Genomic DNA, 19,717 nt, shown 5'->3' on the forward strand with positions numbered 1-19,717 from the left:
TTATTTTTCAATATAATAGGTATAAAGTCTTAGGGAGATAGGTGATTTTTTTGTTTTGTTCAACATGTGGTAAGAAACTATCAAGCGATGGTCGCTATTGTCCTAGTTGTGGAAATAAGAAAAAGAAATCTAAATTAATACCATTCTTAGTTATATTAAGTATTTTAAGCACATTAACTTTTGTGTTTACCATCAAATATTATTGGGGTGAAGTGGACAATAAAAAAACAGCCACTATACCTACTGTAGTAGAAACCAAAAAAGATAAAAATGAAACGGGGAAAAAGAAAGAAGTAACAAGGGTGGTTGCATCAAAGCCAGTTGAGAAGATGAAAGAAGGTACAAAACAAAGTGTCACGCAGATCATCGAGGAATCTCAGAAAAAAGTGTATACCATTTTTGCCGGGGACAGCCAAGGTTCTGGATTTTTAATTAATGACAAAGGTGATGTCTTGACAAATGCACATGTTGTGGAAGGGTATCTTGAAGCAAGTATTAAAGATAAAGGTGGCACAGAGTATAATGGAAAGGTTATCGGTTATTCCACCGATACAGATGTAGCCATTATTAGAGTTCCCAAATTAGCCGGGATAAAGCCAATTGATGTTGAAAAAACAGGAGTGGCCAAGATTGGTCAGGAAGTAGTCGCACTTGGCAGTCCATTGGGCCTTGAGAATACAGCAACGCTTGGGACCATAACTGGAGTGGATCGCAGTTTCTTTATTGGAGAGCGTTCATATGATAATATTTATCAAATGTCAGCTCATATTGCTCCAGGTAGTAGCGGTGGACCTCTTGTTTCCATGGAAACAGGAAAGGCTGTGGCCATTAATTCAGCAAGGTTAATAACGGATGAATCCGTAGGGTTCAGCATACCAATAAAGGATATATTCCTGTTAATCGAAGGCTGGATCGCTCAACCACTCTCAGAACAGGAAATTAGCGATTTGTTTTACAATGAATCCGGCAGTTATTATTACGAAGACGAATCAGATGGTGAGTGGTATTTCGAGGGGGGCGATTATAATGATGAAGAAGACAGTTATTATGATATCCCAGATGAATGGTCAGAATCAGAGGAAGACTTTGAAGACTATGAAGAGGAAATTATAGACGAAGATGATAGTGAAGATATGGATGAAGATTATTATTCGGACTATGAAGACGAAGACTTGGCTGAGGATGGCGAAGATTATTCGGACGAAGATGGTTATGAAGACGAAAATGAAGAATATGACTATGAAGATGAGGATGAAGACTACGAGAATTATGAGGATAACGAAGGTAATGAAGATGGCAATGAAGATGATAGTGACTATTAAATGACGGGCTTTGAAACTTATACCTGTAAAGAATCCATTCCGATTAAACAGGGATGGATTTTTTTGAAGACACTATTTTCCAGAAAAAATTAATAAAACCACCTTTTTTATAGAATATTAAAATATCTTAAATATTTATTCCAAAAATAACCTCGCTAGAATATATCAATTTTAAATCTAAATAGTTATTAAGATATAAACAACAATCAAAAAATACATTTAATTCCAATTACCTATTTTAGTTTAATTTAGAAGTTATATATAGGTAAACTCCTCTACGATAATTAAAAGTTTTTATTCTCAAATAATGGGTAACTATAAATATGGTTGGTAAAAAAATTAAGGGGAATCGTTCATGAAAATTACACCTGAGCAAAGAATTGAACTTCATGGCTTCAACAATCTTACTAAATCATTAAGTTTTAATATGTATGATATTTGTTATACGAAAACAAAAGAGGAACGTGAAGCATACTTAGAATATATTGATGAACAATACAATGCGGAAAGACTCTCTAGCATATTGAAGAATGTATCGGATTTAATTGGAGCTCATGTTTTAAATACAGCGAAACAGGATTACATACCACAGGGAGCAAGCGTAACTATGCTTATTTCTGAAGGGCCCGTCGTAGAAGTACCTAACGATACCTATAAGGAAACGCCTGGACCTTTGCCGAACAATGTTGTCATGCAATTGGATAAAAGCCACATTACGGTTCATACATACCCTGAGTTTCATCCAAATGAGGGAATCAGCACATTCAGAGCTGATATTGACGTATCTACGTGTGGAGAAATTTCTCCATTAAAAGCACTTAATTACCTAATACATTCTTTTGACACCGATATCATCACGATCGATTACCGAGTTCGAGGATTTACCAGAGATACAAATGGTCGAAAATTGTTCATTGATCATGATATTAATTCCATCCAAAATTATATCCCTGATGAAGTAAAGGGATTATACGATATGATCGATGTGAATGTGTACCAAGAAAATATCTTTCATACTAAATGTAAACTGAAAAGATTCGAACTAAACAATTATCTATTTGGTTATTCAGAAGAAAAACTGAAACCAGCTGAACGTGATGAAATTATCGAAAGGCTGCAAACGGAAATGGATGAAATTTTTTACGGGGCAAATGTTCCGGTACCCAAGTAAGACTAGCACCTTGGGTAGGAATAACTTGTTAGCTTTAAAATAGTAATTGAAGCCAAAACGGCTGCAGGCAAAAGTCAGATTTCAAGGACTTTTGCGGCAGCCGTTTTCTTTTTCGCATATTCAATGGCAAATGCGATGAATGGAGGGATAAAACTGACAAGAGTAATGCCGAGCAATGAGAGGAATAAATGACTACCTACCCATGTAAGGTTGCCGAGTAGGTATCCCGCACATACCCAAGTGATCGTCCAGACCATCGCTCCGACCATATTGTGTCCGATAAATCGTTTGAACGAATAGCGTGTGAACCCACTAATGAAAGGTAAGGTTGTGCTAAGCAAAGGAACGAATCGGGAGAACATAATCGCGTATTTTCCATAACTGGTTAAAAATCTATGGGTCTTTTCAATGGATTTATTGGGGATGTACTTAAAAACTGAGAATTTCTTTTCATTCTTTGTGGATTTCCCAATCAGGTTCCCGATAAAATAGTTCTGGGCGTCCCCCGCAACAGTTGCAAGGAAGAAAAGGAACAAAAGTGTAGGGAAACTCAAGTGTCCAATCGCAGCAATGGTACCGCTGGCAAACAAAGTCGCATCCCCAGGCAGGAAAGTCAGAACAATATAAGCCGTCTTCGCGAAAATGATGATGAATAAAATGACATAAATTTGTTTACCGTAAACAGTTATATATTGAGTCATATCCGTATCGATTGATTGAGTAAAATGTAAAAGGTTATGCAAATTAATGCACCCTCCTTTATGAGAATAAAAAAAATCTAGAATGTAGTTTGGTAAAAATAAGCCCAGAGACGGAATAAAGATTAAAGGAAAAGGCGCACATTTATACCCTTAGTAATATTACATATTATATTATGCCAAGTAAATGGTTTATAACTGGGAATATGAGGGGGACGAAGTAATAAAATGTAATGAAGGGCGAAAAGTGTTTGTATTGGAGTATAGGACTTCAAGGATGGTCCCACATAGTTGAGATGTTCTGTGATTGTTAGCAAAATCTTAGGTGTGAAGGTTAAAATTTAATATAACTTGTTCAAGTTCAAGAGGAATTTATCTCTGTTAGATTACATATTAAATATTTTGTATACATGATAAATAAAGTAAATGTCGAAATAGAAGGAAAAATTTAATTATTGCACAAATCGATTTACAAGTTATTGACATTTAATAGAGAGAGATGTTACTTTGTACATATAGAAGTTCTTTATAAAGAACGAAAAAGGAATCTTACAACTTTTTTTATGATAGATAGTTAATAAAGGACTTTAATAAGCTTTTTTAATCATCGCTGGGAGGAAGAGAACATGAGTGCAATCGCGGGACTCTATCATTTAAATCAAGAACCAATCGATCTCCAGCATGGAGAACTATTAATGAATTCACTTCGTAAGTTCCCGGCCGAGAGCATTCAAGTTTGGAATGATGAAAAAATCTTCCTTGGCTGCCATAATCAATGGATTACTCCTGAATCGGTGAATGAAACTCTGCCATTCTATGATTATGCTAGACAACTTGCGATAACAGCTGATGCGATCATTGATAATCGAGATGAATTGTTCAATCGCTTACAGGTAGAGAAATCGGATCGACCATATATGACCGATAGCCAGTTAATCCTGCTAGCCTACCATAAATGGGGAGATGAAACACCAAAGTATTTAGTAGGTGATTTCGCTTTTATGATTTGGGATCAAAAACAACGCAAGCTTTTCGGAGCAAGGGACTTTTCAGGAAGTCGGACTCTATATTATTTCAAAAATCAAGATAAATTAGCATTTTCAACAACAATAGAACCACTACTTGCATTACCTTATGTCGAAACGAACTTGAATGAGGAATGGTTGGCTGAGTATTTGGTGATATCTGGTATGATTGATGCTGTAGATTCTTCTATTACTCCTTATTTAACTATTAACCAAGTACCTCCTTCTCATACCATTTCAATAGAAAACAATAAAATAACTTTTAAAAGGTATTCGTATTTAACAGATGTTGAATTACTTAAATTAAAATCAAATGAAGAGTATATCGAGGCATTTCAAAGTATCTTTCAAGAGGCGGTTACATCACGGTTAAGGACACATAAGAAAGTAGGTTCTCAACTAAGTGGTGGTCTCGATTCAGGAGCCGTTGTTAGTTTTGCTGCTCAACCATTAAGAAAACAGAACAAAGAACTACATACCTTTAGTTACATTCCTCCAGATGATTTTGAAGATTTCACTCCACGATATTATGTAGCAGATGAGAGACCATATATTAAATCAACTGTAGAGTTTGTAGGAGGAATTAAAGACCATTATTATAACTTTCAAGGAAAAGATTCATTTTCTGAAATTGACGATTTTCTTGAAATAATGGAAATGCCTTATAAATTTTTCGAAAATTCCTTTTGGTTAAAAGGCATGTTTGAAAAAGCCAATGAGGAAGGAGTGGGTGTATTACTAAATGGTGATAGAGGGAATTTTACTATTTCCTGGGGTTCGGCTTTAGATTATTACTCCATTCTATTAAAAAAGGTTAAATGGGTCCGGCTTTTTCAAGAACTAAACCAATATAGCAAAAAAGCAGGTGGAGCTAGATTAAGAAATTTACCTCTAATCGCAAGAATAGGTTTTCCTATAATTGATCGTATACTTCCAGATAAAAGCTCGAATAGTTTTAGTAACCCTCAACTTATTAATCCTGAATTTGCGGAGAATACTGGAATTTATAAAAAATTCAGTGAACTAGGGATCAATCAAAGAGGACAGATGTCTTCTTCAGATAATATATATCGGATGAGAAAAAGACATTTTGATGATGTCTTTAACTGGAATGCTGGAAATACACTTTCTACGAAACTATCATTACGTTATTCATTATGGAAGAGGGACCCCTCTAATGATATACGTATAGTTCGGTTTTGTTTGTCTCTACCAGAGCATCAATATGTTCAAGATGGATTAGATAGGGCTCTAATTCGGAGATCAACTGTAAACTACTTACCAGATAATGTGAGACTAAACCAAACGAATCGCGGTGTACAAGGGGTAGATTGGATGCATCGAATGATTCCTCAGTGGGAAACGTATAAAACTGAACTCGAACAATTGAATACAGATAAAAGGCTTTTAAAATATGTCGATGCTCAAGTGATTCAAGATGGATTATCAAACGTTCAGTCAGGGGTTAAACCTGAACAAGCTATTGAACCAAATCTTAAGCTTTTAATGCGTAGTTTAATTATTAAGCGATTTCTAAATAAAATACCTGAGGGGGGGTGAAAATATGAAAAAAGAATGGAAAAAACCAAAATTAGAATTACTTGATGTCAATATGACTATGTTAGGCAAAGATGGTGAATTTACAGACGCAACTTTTCCTGCGGATACACCAAAAGGCAAACTAACATTCAGTTAATGATGAAGTGAAACTTAGTTATTTAAAAGGTGTTATATCTAAATTGGACTCCTTATATATTGTAAATATATAAGGGTCTCCATAAATCGGCTGGTAATTCAAAAATCTACCAAGAACTACATACTGGATAGTCTATAAGACTAGTTCGTTATCCCCTATATATAAAATTATATAGGGGTCTCCTTATATCATAATAAAGTTACTTTAACTAATGGGGGAACATTTACATGCAAGATATGAATATATATGAGGCATTCGGATTTACTTTTTCTAGTAAGATTTCATTTCCAGAATTAAATAAAAGTGAACAATTGAATCCGAAAATTGATATTGTAATTGAAAAAGATGAGTTATATAGTCTTTGGTCTGAACAAGAAGATTTAATTAACGACGGATTTATCATTCAAAGAAATTCCGTCATGTTTTTTGTTCCAGGTACGGGAATCTTTTTAATTCAAGGTGGGAATAAGATTATTATTTCACCTCTAGATCCTATTAAAGAAGATGAAATTCGATTATATACTCTTGGTACTTGTATGGGTGCAATATTATTGCAAAGAAAAATTCTCCCTTTGCATGGGAGTGCTGTTGTAATAGCTGGAAAAGCTTATGCGATTATAGGTGATTCTGGAGCTGGAAAGTCAACCCTTGCATCTGCCTTTATAAGAAGAGGATATCAATTACTTACGGATGACGTGGTTCCAGTCAGCTTAAATAGTGAAAATATTCCTGTTGTAACACCTGCTTATCCTCAACAGAAATTATGGAAAGAAAGCTTAGATTATTTTGGAATGGAATCGGATAATTTTCAGCCAATTATTCAAAGGGAAACAAAATTCACTGTTCCTGTCAAATCTCATTTCGCTTCAGAATCTATTCCACTTGCAGGAGTCATTGAATTGGTCAAAATAGAAACTGATGAAATAAAGTTACATTCATTACAAGGAAATTTACAGAAACTCAATACATTGTTAACACATACATATCGTAACTTTTTTCTTGCAGACTTGGATTTAATAGAATGGCATTTTAGTATTACGGCTAAAATTATCGATAAGATACATTTGTATCAATTAGGTAGACCATCTTCTCATTTTACTGTAGAGGATATAACAGATTTATTATTAGAAACATTGAATAGGGAGGAAAAAGTATATGATTAATAGTGCAACTGTTAAGGAAGAATATATAATACACCAAGTCCCTGGTAATCTAGTGAGTGACATGGCTGGAGAAAAGGTAATGCTGAGTATTGAAAATGGAAAGTATTATAATCTAGGAGAAGTTGGAGGGGAAATTTGGGAGTTGTTGAGCGAACCTATTACCATTCAAAAACTAATTTTAACCCTTCAATCTCAATATGAAATAGATCAATCTGAATGTGAGCAACAAGTAACCATTTTTTTAAATCAATTATTAAAAGAAGGATTAGTTCAGGTGGAAGCTCCATAGATTTATGATGTAGAGTCATAGGAGGGAAATATGATTTTATTCAATAAATTCAGAACGTTCTTTAAGTTAGGTGGTCAAATGCAAGTTATGCTTATAGAGGCTTACTGTTACTTAGCGTGGGGAAGATATTTAAAAATGTTGAATTTTTCAAGAGTTGCTCCTACTCTAGGAAAAAGTATGTCTGAAACATCGTGTTCGACTAAGACATCTGATAAACAAACTTTACAAAATGTATCAGCAGCGATTCATCTTATGAGTAGGTATACATTTTGGGAAAGTGAATGTCTTGTAAAAGCAATTGCTGGAATGAAAATGCTTGAAAAAAGAAGGATTGAAAGTACTCTGTATTTAGGGACAGCTAAAGAAAAAACAGGGAATTTAGTTGCTCATGCATGGTTGCGTAGTGGTCCATATTATATATCAGGATCGGAAACGATGAATAAATTTACGGTTGTAGCTTCTTTTGCAAAGGAAAACAGGAATAAAAAGGCTGAAGGTGAATAAAATGGGTAATGCTCTTAATGTAGCCAATATACCTGAAGAATTAAGATTGTTACTGGAACTTGTGAAAATAGAAAATAATAAAGACATTTTAAAAAGGTTTAATAAAAAAGAGATTGATTGGGATCTTTTTTTAGATCTTACATGGCATCATCGCCTTTTTCCTGTACTATATCCTAAGTTGAAAAAGATAGAAGAACAAGTTCCACCATTCGTTTTAAAAACCTTACAGGCAAAATATCAAGAAAATACTATTCATATGTTGCAATTAACTGCCACCATGATAAATATAAGTCATGCTTTAAGGAACAATCAGATTCGCACTCTCTTTTTAAAGGGACCACTGTTAGGTTTAGAGCTATATGGTGATATTTCGTTACGGACATCAAGTGATTTAGATTTTCTAGTTTCGCTTGAAGACCTTGGTAAAGTAGAGAAGTTACTTATTAGCATGGGATATGTAAAAGATGACTATTTTCAATCTGTATTAGGTGACTGGAAATGGAGACATCATCATATAGCCTTTTTTCATCAAGAAACTAATACGAAAATTGAAGTACATTGGAGATTAAATCCAGGACCAGGAATGGAACCATGTTTTAATGAATTATGGGAAAGGAAAAGGACTAACCTAATCACAAGCTCTCCAATTAATTTGTTAGGGAAAGAGGACTTATGCTTTTTTTTGATAACACATGGAGCACGTCATGGCTGGTCACGACTTCGTTGGTTATTAGATATTAAACACTTGTTAAACCAAGAATTAAAATGGTCAGTTTTATCAAAATTACTTAAAAAATATCATTACCTACACTTAGGTGGTCAAGCAATCATTCTATCCTCTCAACTGTTGGGTGTATCAATAAACAAAGAAATGGAATCTATGAAAAGAGGGACGCGGGCACAAACATTAGCTCAAGAATCTATATTCTATCTGGAAAGAATGGTAAACCTACATACAGAACCCTTACCCGATGATATTGCACGTTTCCATAAAAAACACTTATATTCTCTGCAGTCCTTTCAACAAAAAACATTGTATATCTTAAGTACAATGTATCCTTACCCGACTGATTTAGAAACATTGCCATTGCCAAAAACCCTTCATTTTTTATATTTTCCTTTACGTCCTTTCTTAACAGTATGGAGGATAAGAAAGAAAAGTGCCTATTCTAGGGGGGCAAAGGAATGAAAGAACTCCTATATTTCGCAAAACAGATACATTCTTATTCAGGTAAAATCCTATATGTCAATATGATGGCCATGCTTTTAATCAGTATTTTTGAAGGGATTGGTATTTTTTTATTAGTACCTTTACTTGGTCTTATTGGTGTTGTAGAACTAGGAGAAAATACAAGATTATCATGGGCTTCTAATTTATTCGATAATATTCCTGAAATGATAAGCTTACTTATTATCTTAAGTATTTTTATTATTTTAATAATTGGCCAAGGTTACTTTCAACGCCAACAATTAATTTTAAATGTGAGGATTCAACAGAGTTTTACAAGGTATTTAAGAGAGGAAACTTATAGGAACCTAATTCAGGCCAATTGGTTCTTCTATCTAAATAAGCGAAAATCGGATCTTATCAATTTGATGACTACTGAAGTGTTTCGTGTGAGTGGAGGCATTAGCTTATTTTTTCAGTTTATTTCTTCGTTAATATTTACGATGATTCAAATTGGTTTAGCCTTTTGGTTATCCTATCAACTGACTAGTTTAATTCTCCTATTTGGATTTGTACTGATGGTTTTCTCAAGAACCTTTTTGAAGAAGTCCCAAACCTTAGGAGAAGAGACCCTTCAAATTTCTCAAAATTACTTAGGGACAATAACTGATCATTTTAATGGGATCAAAGATATAAAAAGCAATACAATGGAACAATCTCAATTAACTAGTTTTCTTACTTTAAGTAAAAAAATGGAGAAGAATTATGTCAATTTCACCAAACTAAACACTCTATCAAGTTTGGTTTATAAATTGGTATCAGCTTTCCTCATAGCATTTTTAGTTTTCTTTTCTTTTAGTTACTTCGAATCCCAACCTGCACAAATGTTAATGATTTTAGTCATCTTTTCAAGATTATGGCCTAGAATCACTGGTATTCAATCTAATATGGAGTATTTAGTAAGTGTGATTCCCTCATTTAAAGCACTAATAAAACTTAAAAACCAAAGTTCCGAGGCCAGAGAAATAAATACGAGTAATTATCAAAGTATAAAACCATTAAAAATCGAAAAGGGTTTGGAATTTTCTCATGTATCATATCGTTATAATTCAAAAGAAGATTTATATGCGCTCAAAGATATTAATCTATTTATTCCCTCTAATCAAATGACTGCTGTTGTAGGTAGGTCTGGTGCGGGGAAAAGTACATTGATTGATATGATATTAGGTTTAAACCGTCCTGAAAAAGGAGAAATCCTTATAGATCATGCAGTTCTTACTTCCGACAATTTATTATCCTTAAGAAAATCTATTAGTTATATTTCACAAGACCCATTTTTGTTTAATGCTACAATCAAGGAAAACCTATTATTGATGAAACCTGAAGCAACGGATGAAGAAATCTGGGAGGCATTACACTTTTCTGCAGCAGCGGATTTTGTAGAACAACTTCCGAAAGGAATGGATACCGAGATTGGAGATAGAGGAATACGGCTCTCAGGCGGTGAACGGCAAAGAATTGTCCTTGCTAGGGCAATTTTACGTAAACCAGCAATTCTTATATTAGATGAAGCTACAAGCGCATTAGATACCGAGAATGAAACTAAAATTCAAAAAGCACTAGAAAGCTTAAAAGGCCATATGACTATTGTTGTGATTGCACATCGTCTATCCACCATTTCAAACGCCGATCAAGTACTTGTTTTAGATCAAGGTAAAATTATTCAACAAGGACGATTCAATGAACTTGCCCAAAGTAGGGGACTATTTAACCAACTATTAGGGGGTCAATTAGAAGTTATCTCTTGAAATAATTTAGTTGAATGTCAAAAAAAGTTTTTTTTGTAACGTTTTGTTGACATGTTCTTTATAACGAACTAAAATGGTAGTATAGTCCTTACAAAATATTGAAAAAGGTGGTTCTATGTCAAACCCATACAATACAAACTATGAGAAACAAAAATCAGCAAAAGAGATAAATATAAAACAATTATTTGAAATCATTGGTAGGCGGTTATGGATTGTTATTATCGTAGCACTATTATTCACTCTTGCAGGCTATCTTAAAACCTTATCAACTACACCTCTATATCAGTCATCCACTAGAATTATCATAGAAGCTAATCAAGATAAAATGAAAACACTTCAAGTAATCATAAAAGATACAACCGTTTTACAAAAGGTTGTTAACGAAATGGAATTACCAATGTCTCCAGAGGCTTTAGCTGGAGCAATAACCGTTACAAGTGTAGAAGATTCTGAAGTAGTAAGTATCAGTGTAACATCATCTGATCCTTATATGGCTGCCGAGATAGCCGATAAGACGGCTCAAGTATTTAAAGAGGAAGCGCCTAATATCGTGAACTTTAAAAAAATAAGAGACTTGTCACCAGCTAAAGTAAACTTATCGCCAATTAATGGGGACAGGAATGGGACAATTATTAAGAGTAGCATTGTTGGATTAGTTATTGGCATTGGTTTAGCATTCTTATTGAATTCCCTAGATTATACAGTCCGTAGCGAGCAAGAAATAGAGGATATTATAGGATTTCCAGTTATAGGACGTGTTTCCAAGATGAATAAAAAGAATTCAAATGTTAATAAAAAGAATATACAAAAATTCAAGGAAACTCAGCAAGCTAAACAAACAAAAAACGCAAGGGTAGAATTGTGAGGCGGAATAAATGTCGATAATTCAACAAAAATCAGGTCATAAACTAAAAAAAAGAAATTTGATAGCTTATTCAAGTCCAGATTCACTAATCTCCGAACAATATAGAACGATTCGAACAAATATTAAATTTTCTTCTATTTCAATAAAAAGGAATATCATTATGGTTACTTCCCCAAATTCTGGAGAAGGTAAATCAACGGCTGCAGCAAATCTAGCAGTTTCCATGGCACAAAATAAAGAGAAGGTTCTGCTAATAGATGCTAATTTTAGAAATCCTACTATTCACTCGATTTTTAAGATTCCAAATAATGTAGGATTGACTAATATTTTATCTGATTCAATTCACTCATCAGTTGAAAAGACGGTGTACAAAACAGGAATGGGGGATCTAGATGTGTTAACTAGCGGTCCTATTCCCTTCAATCCTGGTGAAATTATAGGTTTGACAGTTATGCAAGACTTTTTAACTCAATGTGAAAAGGTTTATGATGTGATTCTTATAGATTCTCCATCCATACTGGAATTTACGGACGCGAAAATATTGGCGAATTATTGCAATGGAATCGTCCTCGTATTTAATAATGGAAAAACGCAGTTAAAAAACGCTTTAGCAACAAAGAGAATTCTTGAATTTGTTGAAGATAAAATGGTTGGGGTCATTTTAAATACAAATCCACAAAACTGGCTTACTAAAATATTCAAGAGAATCATTTAACTAGCCAAAAAAAATTTACTCAGAAGTTCTTTATTAAGAACAAACAAAACTTTACAAGTCAATAGTATTTGGTGATGTCTCCTTGCCATTATAAATGGAGGCACTCGTTCATGCTGTGGGTTGTAAAACCTTAGACGCCAGTCGTCAAGAGTGTGGGGTGAGGAGGGGTTAAATGCCCTATATTCTATTAAAGTACTAATGCATACAGTTTTACTTAAAACTGTATGCATTAGTACTTTATCGACAAAAAGATAAAAAGAAAAAGTGAGGTGAATTGGTTTGACGTATAAGCAAAGACTATCACTATTTATATTAATAGACTCGTGTATTGTCATATCAGCTATTTTCTTAGGTCGTTTTTTAGTAAATGCTAGTATTTATGTTTTTACGATTCCAATAGTGCTCAGCTCTATTACACTCCTACTCAGCCATCATTTATTTGCCATTTCTTTTCACTTATACAAAAAGGCTTGGGAGTATGCAAGTATAGGGGAATTAGTCATTATTTTCAAGACGGTTACGGCATCAATTTTTATAACAGGACTTGTGCAGGCACTTCTTTTTCAAGACGTTTTTTACCGTTTATTAGCAGTAACTTGGCTACTTCATATGTTGTTGATTGGTGGTTCTAGATTTTTCTGGAGAATGTATAGAGATCAATATTTACTAAAAAATGAAAATAAAAAAAGAACGTTAATTGTAGGAGCAGGATCAGCTGGAACGATGGTTGCAAGGCAATTACTAAAAAATAACGAGGTGGATTTATTACCTGTAGCATTTATTGATGATAACTATCGTAAACAAAAGCTCGATATTTTAGGGCTTCCAGTAGTTGGAGGAGTAAGCAAAATTGCAAGAAAAGTTGAAGCCTTACATATTGAACATATTATTATTGCCATTCCTTCGTTAAATAAACAGGAAATGAATCGAATATTTCAAGAATGTGCAAAAACCAATGCGAAAACTCAAATCCTCCCTATGTTAGAAGACTTGCTGACAGGAAAAGTATCTGTTAACAAATTTAGAGATGTGCAGGTACAGGATCTTCTTGGAAGAGAGCCGGTGGAGCTAGATATCGACGGAATTTCAGAATATGTAACCGAAAAGGTCATCTTAGTCACGGGGGCTGGCGGTTCTATTGGTTCAGAAATTTGTCGGCAAATTTCAAATTTTAACCCCTCAAAACTAATTTTACTTGGTCATGGAGAAAACAGCATCTATACAATAGAAATGGAATTAAAGGAGACCTATCAAAACTCTAAAATAGAGTTTATAACAGAAATTGCTGACCTTCAGGATCATAAAAAGATGCTATCAGTCATGGCTACATATCAACCAGATGTCGTCTATCATGCAGCTGCACATAAACATGTGCCACTAATGGAACGGAATCCGGAAGAAGCGGTCAAAAATAATCTGATTGGGACGATGAATGCAGCCAATGCAGCTAGTTGGATTGGAGTTAAAACCTTTGTGATGATTTCAAGTGATAAAGCCGTTAATCCTACAAGTGTAATGGGATCTACCAAAAGACTTGCGGAAATGACGATTCAGCAAATGAATCAGGATAGTGAAACTAAATTTGTTGCAGTTCGTTTTGGGAATGTATTGGGCAGTCGTGGAAGTGTCATCCCCTTATTCACCAAGCAAATTGAAAAAGGTGGACCCATTACTGTTACACATCCTGATATGATTCGTTATTTCATGACCATTCCAGAAGCTTCTAGGCTTGTCATCCAAGCGGGGGCCCTTGCTAAAGGAGGCGAAATTTTCGTGCTAGATATGGGGCATCCTGTAAAGATAGTCGACTTGGCTAAAAACTTGATCAAACTTTCAGGACATTCGGAAGAAGATATATCCATAGAATTTACTGGAATGCGACCGGGAGAGAAGCTATTTGAAGAATTGTTAAATAAAGAAGAAATTCACGAACAGCAAATCTATCCCAATATATACGTAGGCAAGACAGGCAAACTTTATTCTAAAGAAATTGAGGATATCATAAATAGTTATTCAGATATGGATAAAGAATCATTACGAAAAATACTTGTTGATTTGGCCAATGAGCGTCTCACCACACCTTCGCTAGTGCCACTCTCAAACTAAGGAGGAATCACCTTGAAAATTAGAAAAGCCATCATACCGGCTGCAGGATTAGGAACTAGATTTCTTCCGGCAACAAAGGCTATGCCGAAGGAAATGTTACCAATTGTTGATAAACCTACCATTCAATATATCGTAGAAGAAGCAATTGAATCAGGCATTGAAGATATTATTATTGTGACTGGGAAGGGGAAACGAGCAATAGAAGATCATTTCGATCATTCCTTTGAATTGGAACAAAACCTTTTCGAAAAGGGAAAGTTTGAATTATTAAAGGAAGTTCAGAAATCTTCTAAGTTAGTTGATATACATTATATTAGACAAAAAGAACCTAAAGGATTAGGACATGCTGTCTGGTGTGCGCGTAAGTTTATAGGTGACGAACCATTTGCGGTCTTGCTGGGTGACGATATTGTAGATGCCAAAAAACCTTGTCTACAACAGATGATTGAACAGTATGAAATGTCTAAAGCTTCAATTCTTGGAGTACAAAAAGTTCCTAATGAGGAAGTATCCAGATATGGAATTATTGAAGCCAATGAGATTGGAAACCGTTTATACAATGTTACAAGTCTAGTTGAAAAGCCAAAACAAGAAGATGCACCTTCAAACTTAGCTATTATGGGAAGATATATTTTAAATCCTGGAATTTTCAAAATTCTTGGAGACCAACCTCCTGGTGCAGGTGATGAAATTCAATTAACAGATGCAATCAGCCGCTTGAATGAATATGAGAGTGTGTATGCGTATGATTTTGAAGGCATCAGGTATGATGTCGGAGAAAAGATCGGCTTTATCCAAACAACTATTGAAATGGCTCTCCAACGTGGTGACTTAAGAGAAAATATATTGAATTACTTAACAAATGTATTGAATCGAGAATTAATAAAATAAATAACTTGAAAAGGAAAAGGAGCGGATGGTGACTCATGGAGAAGAAAGTCCTATTTTGTGCAACAAAGGATTATCATTTTGAAGCGTTTCACCTACCTTACTTTAAATGGTTTAAAGAGCAAGGATATGAAGTTCATACAGCTGCACATGGTGATTTAGTTCTTCCTTTTGTTGATAAAAAGCATATTATACCCATTCAAAGGTCTCCGATCAAAATTGATAACCTTAAAGCCTACAAAGATCTAGAAAAGCTCATTGAAAGTAACAACTTTCAACTTGTTCATTGTCACACTCCTATGGGAGGAGTTCTTGCTAGGCTCGCTGGACGGAAAGCAAGAGAAAAAGGAACAAAGATGATCTATACGGCACACGGATTCCATTTTTGTAAAGGTTCTCCTTTAATAAACTGGCTGCTCTATTACCCTATTGAAAAATACTTAGCAAAACTTACAGATTGTTTGATAACGATTAATGAAGAGGATTTTCGACTTGCAAGGAAAAGAAACTTCAAAGCACAAGTGATTAAACATGTTCATGGTGTTGGAGTGGATACAGAGCGTTTTCATCCAGTTTCTCCTTTTAACAGATCTGTACTTAGATTAGAGAAGGGGTATCATGATGATGATTTTCTTATGTTCTACGCGGCTGAATTTAATAAAAATAAAAACCAACAATTACTATTGCGATCTTTTTCCTTAATAAAGGGTGATATACCCAATGCCCGGCTACTACTAGCTGGAGAAGGTCCTTTATTAGATGACTGCCGGAAACTGGCGGAGACTCTAGGCATAAGTGAAAATGTCGACTTTCTAGGTTTTCGGAATGATATTGATGTGTTACTCAAGATAAGTGACCTTGCTGTAGCATCAAGTTTGAGAGAAGGATTACCGGTTAATATTATGGAAGCAATGGCATGTGGGCTACCTGTTATTGCGGTTAAAAATAGAGGACACTCTGAATTAGTAAAGAATAACCAAAACGGGTGGCTAATTGAGAGAAATGACGAACCTAATTTTAAAGAAAAAATCTTAAAGGTTTTTGGTGATAGTGAACTGAGAATAAAATACGGGAAAAACGGTCGGAAAATAATTGAAAATAAATATAGTACAAAAAAAATTCTAGAAGTGAAAAGCGAAATTTATAAATTATATATGATAGATAAGGAGGATATTATGTGGGCAGTCCACTAAGAATCTTACATGTTGTCGTTAATATGAATAGGGGAGGAGCAGAAACCCTTATCATGAACTTATATCGTAATATTGACCGCTCGAAAATTCAATTTGATTTTCTTACATCCAAAGAGGGTGTATTTGATACTGAAATCTTAAATCTTGGTGGTAAAATTCATAGAATTCCATATCTTACCGATGTCGGACATTTTAAATATAAAAAACAATTAGAAGAATTTTTCAAGGAGAATAATACCTATAAAGTTGTTCATGCCCACATGGATAAAATGAGCGGGCTCGTTCTTCAATCAGCTAAAAAGGCTGGAATACCAAAAAGAATTTCACATAGTCATAATACACAAAGTGAAGGAAGCTTGGCTGCAAGAATTTACAAATGGTATGCAGGAACATTAATCATGCCCAATGCAACTAATTTTTTAGCTTGTTCGAGACAGGCAGCAAAATGGTTATTTAAAGAAAAAAATAATGCCAATATTTTAAAAAATGGGATTGATTACAATCTTTTTTCTTTCTCATCTGAAATAAGATATAAAGTGAGAAAAGAATTAAATATTGCAAATGATGCATTTATTTTAGGTCATGTCGGAAGATTTGCTCATCAAAAAAATCATAAGCATTTGATTGATATCTTTGCAAATTTTAATAAACAAAAAAAGAATTCTATCTTAATTTTAGTAGGTGATGGTCCTTTAAAACAAGAAATCTTAGCTAAAGTTAAGTCTCTTAATCTGGAAAGTAAAGTAAAATTTATAGGGGTCCGTAGTGACATTAATCGAATACTACAAGCATTCGATGTTTTTGTCTTTCCTTCTCTACATGAGGGTTTGCCAGTTTCACTTATAGAAGCTCAAGCAGCGGGGCTGCCATGTCTGATATCCGATCGAATTTCAAAAGAGGTAGATTTGGGTATCAATCTTATTGAATTTCTCCCTATTGATAATTGTTTAGCATGGGCAGCTAAATTATTAGAAATAACATGTCGCAACACGACAAGAACTATTAAATCGGATTCCTTATCTAAACAAGGGTATTCCATATATGAAACAGCCGATAAAATAAAAGATTACTATTTATCGATGACAGGGTGAATCAAAAATGAAAACTTTAACAGTGTTTACACCAACCTATAATAGAGCTTATTGTCTCGGGAAATGTTATGAAAGCTTAGTTCGTCAAAATAATAAAAATTTTATTTGGTTAATCATTGATGATGGATCAACAGATCATACAAAAGAGTTAGTAGCTAGTTGGATAAATGAAAATAAAATTGATATTAAGTATTGTTGGCAAGAAAATCAAGGAATGCATGGAGCGCATAACACAGCCTACAACCAAATAGAAACTGAATTAAATGTATGTATAGATTCTGATGACTATATGGCAGATGGGGCAATTGAAAACATCCTATCATTTTGGCGAAAGCATGGCAGTGCAAAGGTCAGTGGAATCGCAGCTCTAGACGCAACAAGTAATCATCAAATCATCGGTTCAAAGTTACCTGAGAACCTTTTTTCTGCTACTTTATTTGATCTTTATAACAAATATGGTGTTACAGGAGATAAAAAACTTGTTTACCGTACTGATTTAACGAAGCTATATCCTTATCCCATTTTTAAAAACGAGAAATATGTTGGATTAGCTTATAAATACTATATGCTGGATAAACAATATGAATTGTTACTTATGAATGAAGTAGTTTGTCATGTTGAGTACCTTCCTGATGGATCTTCTCTCAATATGTATAATCAATACCTCAAAAATCCTATGGGCTTTTCGTTTTATCGGAAAGAACTAATGAAGTTACCCTTTGGAGGTAATCTTTTTAAATATAAACAAGCGATTCATTATGTTTCTAGCAATCTTCTTATGAAAAACCGGAAACTATTCCTAGAGACACCTAAGAAAGTTTCAACTATATTTGCCTTTCCTTTTGGCTTCTTATTATATGTACTCATTATAAGTAAAACTAGGTCTTAAGTTATTGAAGGGAATTATTTAAATGACTATACTTTGGATTAATCTCGCCATTGTATTAATTTTTTCATACCTAGCAAGGTACTTTTCTACTTATCCATTTATTACACCAACTGGCTTTCAAATTTACAAGCCTAATAAAATATGGGTTTTTGGAGTTGTTTTGTGTCTGGTTTTTATTTCAGGCTTAAGAACGAATATTGGTGATACCTTCAACTACAAAAATATTTATAGAGAAAATGACTTTACATGGGAGTATATCACTTCACAAAAAGATATGGGCTTTGGAATCTTACAGATGATTTTAAAGTATTTTTCGGAAGATCCACAGATCATGATCTTTACTACTGCTTTAATAACAAATGTATTAATTATTTTAGTTCTATATAAATATTCACGACTTTTTGAACTAAGTACCTTTGTATATATTACAGGTGGACTACATTTAGTATCGATGAATGGAATACGTCAAGTACTGGCAGCAGCCATTTTTTTCACTGCAACCAAATATTTAATAAATGGGAATTTTATAAAGTATGCTGTAATAGTTCTTATTGCATCTACCTTTCATCAAAGTGCACTCATACTCTTACCTATTTATTTTTTAGTAAGAACAAAGGCTTGGACTAAGTCGACTCTAGCTTGGTTAACTTTTTCGGTAATTATCGTCCTAGGATTTGGTCGATTTACATCTTTATTATTTACAGCTTTAGAGGATACTCAATATAGTGATTACTCAAGTTTCAATGAAGGTGGCGCCAGTGTAATAAGAGTAGCAGTAAGTGCTGCACCATTATTAATTGCATACTTAGGCAAAGATAAACTTCGAGTTATATTTCCGAAAAGTGACTATATAGTAAATATGGCTTTATTAGGCTTGGTCTTTATGATCATTTCAACACAACAATGGATATTTGCAAGGATCTCTATTTACTTTAATTTATACCAACTGATTTTAATATCGTGGCTTATTGAGCTTTTTAGTAAAAAGGATCAAAAACTAATATATTATTTAATTCTTGTCTTATTTTTTATTTTTTATTTTTATGAAAATGTCATCAGTTTAAATATTTTATATAAAAGTGATGTTATTGAAACCTTATTTTGAGGGAGGTGGTGGATATATTGG

General features: G+C 33.9%; 18 protein-coding genes. 17 read left to right on the forward strand and 1 reads right to left on the reverse strand.

What is annotated here, in order from left to right; genetic code table 11:
* Positions 1–212 precede the first annotated feature (212 nt).
* Both ACQKL0_RS09380 and speD read left to right on the forward strand, forming a co-directional pair.
* Positions 213–1,322 (forward strand): S1C family serine protease, encoded by a 1,110-nt coding sequence (locus tag ACQKL0_RS09380; RefSeq protein ID WP_427687138.1) that lies wholly within the window; start codon positions 213–215, stop codon positions 1,320–1,322.
* Between the two features lie 355 nt (positions 1,323–1,677).
* Entirely contained in the window at positions 1,678–2,493 is an 816-nt protein-coding gene (gene speD / locus ACQKL0_RS09385; RefSeq protein ID WP_427687140.1) for an adenosylmethionine decarboxylase, read from the forward strand.
* A 74-nt stretch (positions 2,494–2,567) separates the two neighbouring features.
* On the opposite strand, the gene ACQKL0_RS09390 is transcribed toward speD, so the two are convergent.
* Positions 2,568–3,236 (reverse strand): VTT domain-containing protein, encoded by a 669-nt coding sequence (locus ACQKL0_RS09390; RefSeq protein ID WP_427687142.1) that lies wholly within the window; start codon positions 3,234–3,236, stop codon positions 2,568–2,570.
* Between the two features lie 581 nt (positions 3,237–3,817).
* On the opposite strand from ACQKL0_RS09390, the gene ACQKL0_RS09395 reads away from it, so the two are divergent.
* The 15 genes from ACQKL0_RS09395 (at position 3,818) to ACQKL0_RS09465 (ending at position 19,696) form a co-directional block, all read left to right on the forward strand.
* Positions 3,818–5,776: a lasso peptide isopeptide bond-forming cyclase gene (locus tag ACQKL0_RS09395; RefSeq protein ID WP_427687144.1), complete on the forward strand. Its 1,959-nt coding sequence runs from the start codon at positions 3,818–3,820 to the stop codon at positions 5,774–5,776.
* 4 nt (positions 5,777–5,780) lie between these two features.
* Positions 5,781–5,912 (forward strand): paeninodin family lasso peptide, encoded by a 132-nt coding sequence (locus ACQKL0_RS09400; RefSeq protein ID WP_427687145.1) that lies wholly within the window; start codon positions 5,781–5,783, stop codon positions 5,910–5,912.
* 227 nt (positions 5,913–6,139) lie between these two features.
* Positions 6,140–7,075, forward strand: coding sequence for an HPr kinase/phosphorylase (locus ACQKL0_RS09405; protein WP_427687147.1), 936 nt, complete (start codon positions 6,140–6,142; stop codon positions 7,073–7,075).
* Positions 7,068–7,364: a lasso peptide biosynthesis PqqD family chaperone gene (locus ACQKL0_RS09410; protein ID WP_427687149.1), complete on the forward strand. Its 297-nt coding sequence runs from the start codon at positions 7,068–7,070 to the stop codon at positions 7,362–7,364. Before ACQKL0_RS09405 ends, ACQKL0_RS09410 begins: the two co-directional genes overlap by 8 nt.
* 30 nt (positions 7,365–7,394) lie before the next feature.
* Positions 7,395–7,868: a lasso peptide biosynthesis B2 protein gene (locus tag ACQKL0_RS09415; protein ID WP_427651712.1), complete on the forward strand. Its 474-nt coding sequence runs from the start codon at positions 7,395–7,397 to the stop codon at positions 7,866–7,868.
* A gap of 1 nt (position 7,869) precedes the next feature.
* Positions 7,870–9,057, forward strand: coding sequence for a nucleotidyltransferase domain-containing protein (locus tag ACQKL0_RS09420; protein ID WP_427687151.1), 1,188 nt, complete (start codon positions 7,870–7,872; stop codon positions 9,055–9,057).
* Complete coding sequence (locus ACQKL0_RS09425; protein WP_427687153.1) at positions 9,054–10,844, forward strand: ABC transporter ATP-binding protein; 1,791 nt, start codon at positions 9,054–9,056, stop codon at positions 10,842–10,844. Before ACQKL0_RS09420 ends, ACQKL0_RS09425 begins: the two co-directional genes overlap by 4 nt.
* Before the next feature lie 115 nt (positions 10,845–10,959).
* Positions 10,960–11,709 (forward strand): YveK family protein, encoded by a 750-nt coding sequence (locus tag ACQKL0_RS09430; protein WP_427687155.1) that lies wholly within the window; start codon positions 10,960–10,962, stop codon positions 11,707–11,709.
* 10 nt (positions 11,710–11,719) lie between these two features.
* A complete protein-coding gene (locus tag ACQKL0_RS09435; RefSeq protein WP_427687157.1) occupies positions 11,720–12,424 on the forward strand; it encodes a CpsD/CapB family tyrosine-protein kinase in 705 nt (234 codons plus the stop codon).
* A gap of 279 nt (positions 12,425–12,703) precedes the next feature.
* Positions 12,704–14,530, forward strand: a complete 1,827-nt coding sequence (locus ACQKL0_RS09440; RefSeq protein ID WP_427687159.1) for a polysaccharide biosynthesis protein — start codon at positions 12,704–12,706, stop codon at positions 14,528–14,530.
* Between the two features lie 12 nt (positions 14,531–14,542).
* On the forward strand, positions 14,543–15,421 hold the full coding sequence (gene galU / locus ACQKL0_RS09445) for a UTP--glucose-1-phosphate uridylyltransferase GalU (protein ID WP_427687161.1): 879 nt from the start codon (positions 14,543–14,545) through the stop codon (positions 15,419–15,421).
* 35 nt (positions 15,422–15,456) lie between these two features.
* Entirely contained in the window at positions 15,457–16,611 is a 1,155-nt protein-coding gene (locus tag ACQKL0_RS09450) for a glycosyltransferase family 4 protein (protein ID WP_427687163.1), read from the forward strand.
* The gene (locus ACQKL0_RS09455) at positions 16,596–17,702 is read left to right on the forward strand and encodes a glycosyltransferase family 1 protein (RefSeq protein WP_427687165.1); all 1,107 of its coding nucleotides are present in this window, start codon (positions 16,596–16,598) and stop codon (positions 17,700–17,702) included. Before ACQKL0_RS09450 ends, ACQKL0_RS09455 begins: the two co-directional genes overlap by 16 nt.
* Before the next feature lie 7 nt (positions 17,703–17,709).
* Positions 17,710–18,591: a glycosyltransferase family 2 protein gene (locus ACQKL0_RS09460; protein ID WP_427651705.1), complete on the forward strand. Its 882-nt coding sequence runs from the start codon at positions 17,710–17,712 to the stop codon at positions 18,589–18,591.
* Positions 18,592–18,613: 22 nt separating this feature from the next.
* Entirely contained in the window at positions 18,614–19,696 is a 1,083-nt protein-coding gene (locus ACQKL0_RS09465) for an EpsG family protein (RefSeq protein WP_427687167.1), read from the forward strand.
* The last annotated feature ends 21 nt before the right edge of the window (positions 19,697–19,717 follow it).

Source organism: Peribacillus sp. NPDC097264, from assembly GCF_050277925.1.
In the GTDB taxonomy this organism is placed as follows: domain Bacteria; phylum Bacillota; class Bacilli; order Bacillales; family DSM-1321; genus Peribacillus.

What these genes read in the sequence shown, in the direction of transcription:
- speD (WP_427687140.1), top strand. Translation starts at nt 1,678, where the DNA reads ATGAAAATTACACCTGAGCAAAGAATTGAACTTCATGGCTTCAACAAT.
- ACQKL0_RS09395 (WP_427687144.1), top strand. Translation starts at nt 3,818, where the DNA reads ATGAGTGCAATCGCGGGACTCTATCATTTAAATCAAGAACCAATCGAT.
- ACQKL0_RS09400 (WP_427687145.1), top strand. Translation starts at nt 5,781, where the DNA reads ATGAAAAAAGAATGGAAAAAACCAAAATTAGAATTACTTGATGTCAAT.
- ACQKL0_RS09405 (WP_427687147.1), top strand. Translation starts at nt 6,140, where the DNA reads ATGCAAGATATGAATATATATGAGGCATTCGGATTTACTTTTTCTAGT.
- ACQKL0_RS09410 (WP_427687149.1), top strand. Translation starts at nt 7,068, where the DNA reads ATGATTAATAGTGCAACTGTTAAGGAAGAATATATAATACACCAAGTC.
- ACQKL0_RS09415 (WP_427651712.1), top strand. Translation starts at nt 7,395, where the DNA reads ATGATTTTATTCAATAAATTCAGAACGTTCTTTAAGTTAGGTGGTCAA.
- ACQKL0_RS09420 (WP_427687151.1), top strand. Translation starts at nt 7,870, where the DNA reads ATGGGTAATGCTCTTAATGTAGCCAATATACCTGAAGAATTAAGATTG.
- ACQKL0_RS09425 (WP_427687153.1), top strand. Translation starts at nt 9,054, where the DNA reads ATGAAAGAACTCCTATATTTCGCAAAACAGATACATTCTTATTCAGGT.
- ACQKL0_RS09430 (WP_427687155.1), top strand. Translation starts at nt 10,960, where the DNA reads ATGTCAAACCCATACAATACAAACTATGAGAAACAAAAATCAGCAAAA.
- ACQKL0_RS09435 (WP_427687157.1), top strand. Translation starts at nt 11,720, where the DNA reads ATGTCGATAATTCAACAAAAATCAGGTCATAAACTAAAAAAAAGAAAT.
- ACQKL0_RS09450 (WP_427687163.1), top strand. Translation starts at nt 15,457, where the DNA reads ATGGAGAAGAAAGTCCTATTTTGTGCAACAAAGGATTATCATTTTGAA.
- ACQKL0_RS09460 (WP_427651705.1), top strand. Translation starts at nt 17,710, where the DNA reads ATGAAAACTTTAACAGTGTTTACACCAACCTATAATAGAGCTTATTGT.
- ACQKL0_RS09465 (WP_427687167.1), top strand. Translation starts at nt 18,614, where the DNA reads ATGACTATACTTTGGATTAATCTCGCCATTGTATTAATTTTTTCATAC.